This window comes from Variovorax sp. WDL1 (assembly GCF_001541225.1).
In the GTDB taxonomy this organism is placed as follows: domain Bacteria; phylum Pseudomonadota; class Gammaproteobacteria; order Burkholderiales; family Burkholderiaceae_C; genus Variovorax.
On record NZ_LMTS01000096.1, the window covers coordinates 75,042 to 81,853 of the forward strand.

A 6,812-nucleotide genomic window follows, 5' to 3' on the forward strand; every position below is an offset into this window, starting at 1 on the left:
TCAACGGGGCACCATGAAGGTGGCCTTCTCCGACACCTGCGCGCCCCCCTCGACGGAACGCACGTCGAGATGGACGACGTGGGCCCCTGCGGCGGCGCTGCCGTACGGAACCTGCAGGCGTACCGCGACCCAGCGCGACTGCGCGGGACCGACCTCGAACGGATCAGCCGGCGACACGCTCAGGCCTTCGAGGCCCCTGGCTTCGATGCGGTAGCGCTGCGGCTGCTCGGTCGCGTTCATGATCTGCAGGCGGTAGACGTTCTCGAGCTGGCCGCCCTCGGCGATGCGCGCGAGCGACGCCCGGTCGCGCACCACGTCGACCTTGAGCGGCGTTCGGACCACCAGGCTCGCCAGCAGACCGATCGTCAGTGCGGCGAGCAATCCGGTGTAGATCAGCACCCGTGGGCGCAGCACGCGGCGCAGCACCTGCCTGGGCGTCCAATGGCCGGCCATGCCGTTCTGCGTCGCATAGCGGATCAACCCCCGCGGTGTCTTCATCTTGTCCATCACGGTGTTGCAGGCATCCACGCAGAGCCCGCAGCCGATGCACTCGTACTGCAGCCCCTTGCGGATGTCGATCCCGGTTGGACAGACCTGCACGCACAATGAACAATCGATGCAGTCGCCAAGGCCCTGTGCGCGCGCGCTGCTGCCCTTGGCAGGCACGCCGCGCGGCTCGCCTCTCTCGCCGTCGTAGCTCACGATGAGCGTGTCGCGGTCGAACATGGCGCTCTGGAAGCGCGCATAGGGACACATGTACATGCATACCTGTTCGCGCATGAAGCCCGCGTTGCCGTAGGTCGCGAAGCCGTAGAAGAAGACCCAGAACACTTCCCACGAGCTCATGCGGGTCTGCAGGAACTCCAGCCCGAGCTCTCGGATCGGCGTGAAGTACCCGACGAAGGTGAAGCCGGTCCACAGCGCGATGCCGAGCCACACGATGTGCTTGAACCACTTCTTGACCAGCTTCTCCAGCGAGAAGTCGCCTTCGTCCAGGCGCATGCGGGCGATGCGGTTGCCTTCGATCTTCTGCTCGACCCACATGAAGATCTCCGTGTAGACCGTCTGAGGGCACGCGTAGCCGCACCACAGGCGCCCGGCCACCGCGGTGAAGAGGAAGAGCGAGAGCGCCGAGATCACCAGCAGCCCGGTCAGGTAGATGAGGTCCTGCGGGTACAGCACCAGGCCGAGGATGTAGAAGCGCCGCGCGCCCAGGTCGAACAGCACTGCCTGGCGCTGCCCCCACTCGATCCAGGGCAGGCCGTAGAAGACGAGCTGCGTGAGGAACACCATCGCCCAGCGCCAGCGCGCGAAGATTCCGCGCACCGTGCGGGGGTACACCTTCTGGTGCGCGACGAAGAGTCCACCGCCCTGCTCGGCGGGGGCGATCGGGATCACCCGGCGCGCGGGCCTGACCGGAGCGGATGCGGCATCCTTCATGACCGGCCTAGGGAGCCACGACAGGCTTGTTCGACAGGCCCCAGACGTAGGAGGCGAGCACATGGATCTGGGCCTCTGTCAGGCGACCCTGCTGTGCCGGCATCTGGTTGGTCTTGCCGGTGTTGATGATCGAGACGATCGCTTCCTGGCCGTATCCATGCAGCCAGATCCGGTCGGCCAGATTGGGTGCACCCAGCGCCGGGTTGCCCGCACCCCCGACGCCGTGACAGGCGGCGCAGGCGCTGAACTTGCTCTTGCCGAGCCCGGCGCGGACCGAATCGTGCGGGCTGCCGGAAAGGCTCAGCACATAGTTGGCGAGGTTCTTGACGTCTTCCGGGGTGCCGACCGCCGCGGCCATCGGCGGCATGACGCCAGTGCGGCCCTGGGTGATCGAGGCCTTGATCTTGTCGGGCGCACTGCCGTGCAGCCAGTCGCCGTCGGCCAGGTTGGGGAACCCCTTGCTGCCGCGAGCGTCCGAGCCGTGGCACTGCGCGCAGTTGTTGAGGAACAGGCGTTCACCGATCGCCAACGCGGCGGGTTCGCCCGCCACGCGCTCGACCGGCATGGCCGCGTAGGCGGCGTAGACGGGTTCGAGCTCGCGCTTGGCCTTGGCCAGGTCCTTGGCATATTCGTTCTCGGTACTCCAGGCAAGCTCGCCCCTGTAGCTGCCCAGGCCCGGATAGGCCACCAGGTAGCCCAGGCCGAAGATGATGGTGATCACGAACAGGCCGACCCACCAGCGCGGCATCGGATTGTTGGCCTCGCGCAGGTCTTCGTCCCACACATGGCCGGTGGTCTGGTCGGGGCCGCCCGGGACCTTCGTCCTGGCAACCAGCCACAGCAGCAATGCGCACAGCGCGATGCTGCCGAGCGTGGCAATGGCCACGTAACCCGACCAGAAGTCACTGAAGAAGTCGCTCATGGTGTTCTCTCAGTCCTGTTCGAACGGCAGTCGAGCTGCGTCCTCGAAGGCCTTCGCCCGGCGGCGCGAGTAGGCCCACACGAGGATGCCGATGAAAGTGGCGAAGGAAGCCAGCGTGGCCGCGATCCGCAAGATGGTGATGTCCATTGCCTGCTCCTTACTTGAGCGCGAGGCCGAGCGACTGGAGGTAGGCCACCAGCGCGTCCATCTCGGTCTTGCCCTTCACTTCGGCTGCCGCGCCGGCGATCTGCTCGTCGGTGAACGGGACGCCGACGCGGCGCAGGGCTCGCATGTGTGTGGCCGCCTCGGCACCATCGAGCGGCGCCTTCTCGAGCCAGGCGTAGGCCGGCATGTTCGACTCGGGCACCACGTCGCGCGGGTTGACCAGGTGGATGCGGTGCCACTCGTCGCTGTACTTCCCGCCGACGCGGTGCAGGTCGGGGCCGGTGCGCTTGCTGCCCCACTGGAACGGTTGGTCATAGACGAATTCGCCGGCGACCGAGTAATGGCCGTAGCGCAGCGTCTCGGCACGGAACGGCCGGATCATCTGCGAGTGGCAGTTGTAGCAGCCCTCTCGCACATAGACGTCGCGGCCCAGCACCTGCAACGAGGTCGGCGGCTGCATGCCCGTCACCGGTTCGGTCGTCGACTTCTGGAAGAAGAGCGGCACGATCTCCACCAGGCCGCCGACGGCGACGACGAGCAGGATCAGCACGATCATCAGGAAGTTGTTGGTCTCGATCTTCTCGTGCGAGAAGCCGGGCTTGGAGTCGTTCGAGTTCATGTTCTTCTTCCTCACGCGTGGGCGGCTGCCGGCAGCGGAATCGTTGCGTGCGCCGAGCGCCCCGCGATGACGGTCATCCAGACGTTCCATGCCATGACCAGCATGCCGCCCAGGTAGAGCAGACCGCCAAGCAGGCGCACCACGTAGTAGGGATAGGTGGCCTTCACGCTCTCGACGAAGGTGTAGGTGAGCGTGCCGTCAGCGTTGACTGAGCGCCACATCAGGCCCTGCATGACGCCGGCGATCCACATGGCGGCGATGTAGAGCACGATGCCGATCGTGGACATCCAGAAATGCAGCTCGATGGCCTTGACGCTGTGCATCTCGGTGCGGCTGTACATCCGCGGGATCAGGTAGTAGAGCGAGCCCATGGTGATCAGCCCCACCCAGCCGAGCGCGCCGGCATGCACGTGGCCCACGGTCCAGTCGGTGTAATGGGAGAGCGCGTTGACCGTCTTGATCGACATCATCGGGCCCTCGAAGGTCGCCATGCCGTAGAACGACAGGGCCACGATCAGGAAGCGAAGGATCGGATCGGTGCGCAGCTTGTGCCACGCGCCCGACAGGGTCATGACGCCATTGATCATCCCGCCCCAGCTCGGTGCCAGCAGGATCAGCGAGAACACCATGCCGATCGACTGGGTCCAGTCCGGCAACGCGGTGTAGTGCAGGTGGTGCGGCCCCGCCCACATGTAGGTGAAGATCAGCGCCCAGAAGTGCACGATCGAGAGCCGGTACGAATACACCGGCCGGCCAGCCTGCTTCGGGATGTAGTAGTACATCATCCCGAGAAAGCCGGCCGTGAGGAAGAAGCCGACGGCGTTGTGGCCGTACCACCACTGGACCATTGCGTCCTGCACGCCGGCATAGGCCGAGTAGCTCTTCATCCAGCCCGCAGGGATCGCGGCGCTGTTGACGATGTGCAGCAGCGCAACGGCGATGATGAAGGAGCCGTAGAACCAGTTGGCCACGTAGATGTGGCGCACCTTCCGGATGCCGATCGTTCCGAAGAACACGACGGCGTAGGCCACCCAGACCAGCGCGATCAGGATGTCGATCGGCCACTCGAGCTCCGCGTATTCCTTGCCGCTCGTGTAGCCCATGGGCAGGCTGATGGCGGCGGCGACGATCACCGCCTGCCAGCCCCAGAAGACGAAGGATGCCAGCGCCGGCGCGAAGAGGCGAACCTGGCACGTGCGCTGCACCACATGGAAGCTGGTCGCCATCAGCGCGCAGCCGCCGAAGGCGAAGATCACCGCATTGGTGTGCAGCGGCCGCAACCGGCCGTAGCTGAGCCACGAGATGCCGAGGTTGAGATCGGGCCAGGCCAGCTGCGACGCGATGATCACGCCGACGAGCATGCCGACCACGCCCCAAACGACCGACATGAGGGCGAACTGCCGCACGACGGTGTCGCTGTAGACCGCTGCGGGGGGATTGGATACTTGCATCTTCTGGCCTTCTCGTGAACTGCAGCGAGTGTCCCGGCGCGCGATGCGCCGGTGTTTGACGCAAATCAATCGTTGCGCAGAATGCGCTCGCCTTCGCCCTCGATGTCGTCGAATTGACCACGCTCGATGGCCCACCAGAGCCCGCCCAGGATGACAAGCACGAGAACGACCGAGAACGGAATCAGGAGAAAGAGGATGTCCATCAGCGCACGCCCTCGGCAGGGGTCGCCAGGCGCGCGGCATTGAGCACCACGAGCAGCGAGCTCGCCGCCATGCCCAACCCCGCGAGCCATGCCGGCAGCCAGCCCGCAACGGCCAGCGGCACGCACAACGCGTTGTAGCCCGCAGCCCACCCCAGGTTCTGCCGCACGATGCGCAACGTGCGGCGCGCCTGGGCGATCGATTGCGCAATGGCGTCGAGCGAGCCGCCCAGCACGACGAAGTCCGCCTTCGCCCGGGCCAGCGGCACCGCGTTGCCGAACGCGAAGGAGGCGTGTGCATGCGCGAGCACCGGACCGTCGTTGAGCCCGTCGCCCACCATGGCGACATGTCGGCCCTGAGCCTGAAGCTGCTGCAAGACCTGCAGCTTCTGCTCCGGGGTGCAGTCGCCTCGTGCGTTTCGGATGCCTGCCCGGCCGGCGAGCTCGCGCGCCACTGCATCCCGGTCGCCGGAGAGAAGATGGACCGAGAGACCCTGCGCCTCGAGCGCGGCGACCGCGGCAGCGGCATCGGGGCGCAGGTCCTCGACCAGGACGAAACTGGCGATCCAGCCTTGCCCGTCGCTCAGATGCACCTGCGCAGTCCCTACCTGCAGTGCCGCTACGCCGCAGAACGCTGCAGACCCCAGGCGTACGCAGCGGGTAGCCTCGTCGCTGCCTCCCTTGCGGCGCACCCGCCCTTCGAGCCCGAGGCCCGCATGCTCTGTCAACTGAACGAGCTCCCAGGCGGGCGGCGACCGGAACTGCGCGGCCCAGGCGTTCGCAAGTGCACGGGCGGCTGGATGCAGCGACTGTGCCGCGAGCGCGGCGCCCAGTTCGACGGCGTCGCCCGGGCGCATGCCCTTCCTGCAATAGACCCGTTCGAGACGGGGAACATCTCGCGTGAGCGTGCCGGTCTTGTCGAAAAGCACGGTATCAACCGCTGCGAGCGCCTCCATGGCCTGCAGGTTGCGCACCATCACGCCGCGGCGAGCCAGGCGGCCTGCGCTCGCAAGCATGGCTGCCGGCGTCGCCAGGGACAGCGCACAGGGGCAGGTCACGATCAGCACCGCGACGGCGACCATCAGCGCCTTGCCGGAGTCGACCGGCCACCAGAACCCCGCGGCCAGCAAGGCGGCGGCGAGCACCGCCAGCATGAAGGGCCGCGCTGCCCGGTCGGCCAGCCGCGCGAGGCGGGGCTTCTGCACCGAGGCACTCTCCATCAACGAAACGATCTGCGCGAAGCGCGTGCCCGGCCCCAGCGCTTCGACCTGCATCTGCACCGCCGCGGACAGGTTGTGGCTGCCGGCCAGGACGCGCGCGCCGCAGGGGCGCGGCACGGGGCGCGATTCACCGGTCAGCAGGGCCTCGTCCGCAGTGGTATCGCCGGCGGTGATGACGCCGTCAGCCGGAAAGGCCTCGCCCGGCAGCACGCGCACGATGTCCCCGAGCGCAAGGCGCCGCACCGCGATGCGCGTGAACCCCCCGTCCGCGCCGAGCCGCTCGACGCTGTCGGGCAGCCGGTTCATCAGCGCCTCGAGCGCGCCGGCCGTGCGGTCGCGCAGGCGCGACTCGAGCCAGCGGCCGGTGAGCAGGAAGAACACGAACATCGTGAGCGAGTCGAAGTAGACCTCGCCCCCCAGCGGCCCCGAGGCATCGAAGGTGGCTGCGGTGCTGACGACGAAGGTGATCGCAATGCCGAGTGCGACCGGCAGGTCCATGCCGATGCGGCGGCGGCGCAGGTCGAGAAGCGCGCTGCGAAAGAACGGGCCGCACGAGAACATGATCACCGGCAGCGTGAGCACCCACGAGGCCCAGCGCAGCAGCTGCGCGGCATCGGAGGTCATGTCTCCGGGCTGCGCGATGTACGCAGGATAGGCGTACATCATCACCTGCATCATGCAGAAGCCGGCGACGAGCCAGCGCCAGAGGGCGAGCCGCGCCTCGCGCGAACGGCGTTCGCGCGCGAACATGTCACCGGCCGGCAGGAGCCGGTAGCCGGCGGCCGCGGATGCCGC

7 protein-coding genes are annotated in these 6,812 nt (G+C 67.3%); all 7 read right to left on the bottom strand.

The window, feature by feature from the left end; translation table 11 throughout:
- Entirely contained in the window at positions 1–1,440 is a 1,440-nt protein-coding gene (gene ccoG, locus APY03_RS13925) for a cytochrome c oxidase accessory protein CcoG (protein WP_068677769.1), read from the bottom strand.
- Positions 1,441–1,447: 7 nt separating this feature from the next.
- Entirely contained in the window at positions 1,448–2,362 is a 915-nt protein-coding gene (gene ccoP, locus APY03_RS13930) for a cytochrome-c oxidase, cbb3-type subunit III (protein ID WP_068677770.1), read from the bottom strand.
- Between the two features lie 9 nt (positions 2,363–2,371).
- Positions 2,372–2,509 (bottom strand): cbb3-type cytochrome oxidase subunit 3, encoded by a 138-nt coding sequence (locus APY03_RS13935; protein ID WP_068677772.1) that lies wholly within the window; start codon positions 2,507–2,509, stop codon positions 2,372–2,374.
- Positions 2,510–2,519: 10 nt separating this feature from the next.
- Positions 2,520–3,146: a cytochrome-c oxidase, cbb3-type subunit II gene (ccoO, locus tag APY03_RS13940; RefSeq protein WP_068677774.1), complete on the bottom strand. Its 627-nt coding sequence runs from the start codon at positions 3,144–3,146 to the stop codon at positions 2,520–2,522.
- An 11-nt stretch (positions 3,147–3,157) separates the two neighbouring features.
- Entirely contained in the window at positions 3,158–4,597 is a 1,440-nt protein-coding gene (gene ccoN, locus APY03_RS13945; RefSeq protein WP_068677776.1) for a cytochrome-c oxidase, cbb3-type subunit I, read from the bottom strand.
- Between the two features lie 65 nt (positions 4,598–4,662).
- Positions 4,663–4,800, bottom strand: coding sequence for a cbb3-type cytochrome oxidase assembly protein CcoS (gene ccoS, locus APY03_RS13950; RefSeq protein ID WP_068677778.1), 138 nt, complete (start codon positions 4,798–4,800; stop codon positions 4,663–4,665).
- Positions 4,800–6,812: heavy metal translocating P-type ATPase (locus tag APY03_RS13955; protein ID WP_232324256.1), on the bottom strand; the 2,013-nt coding region annotated here is incomplete at its 5' end. The genes ccoS and APY03_RS13955, both read right to left, overlap by 1 nt.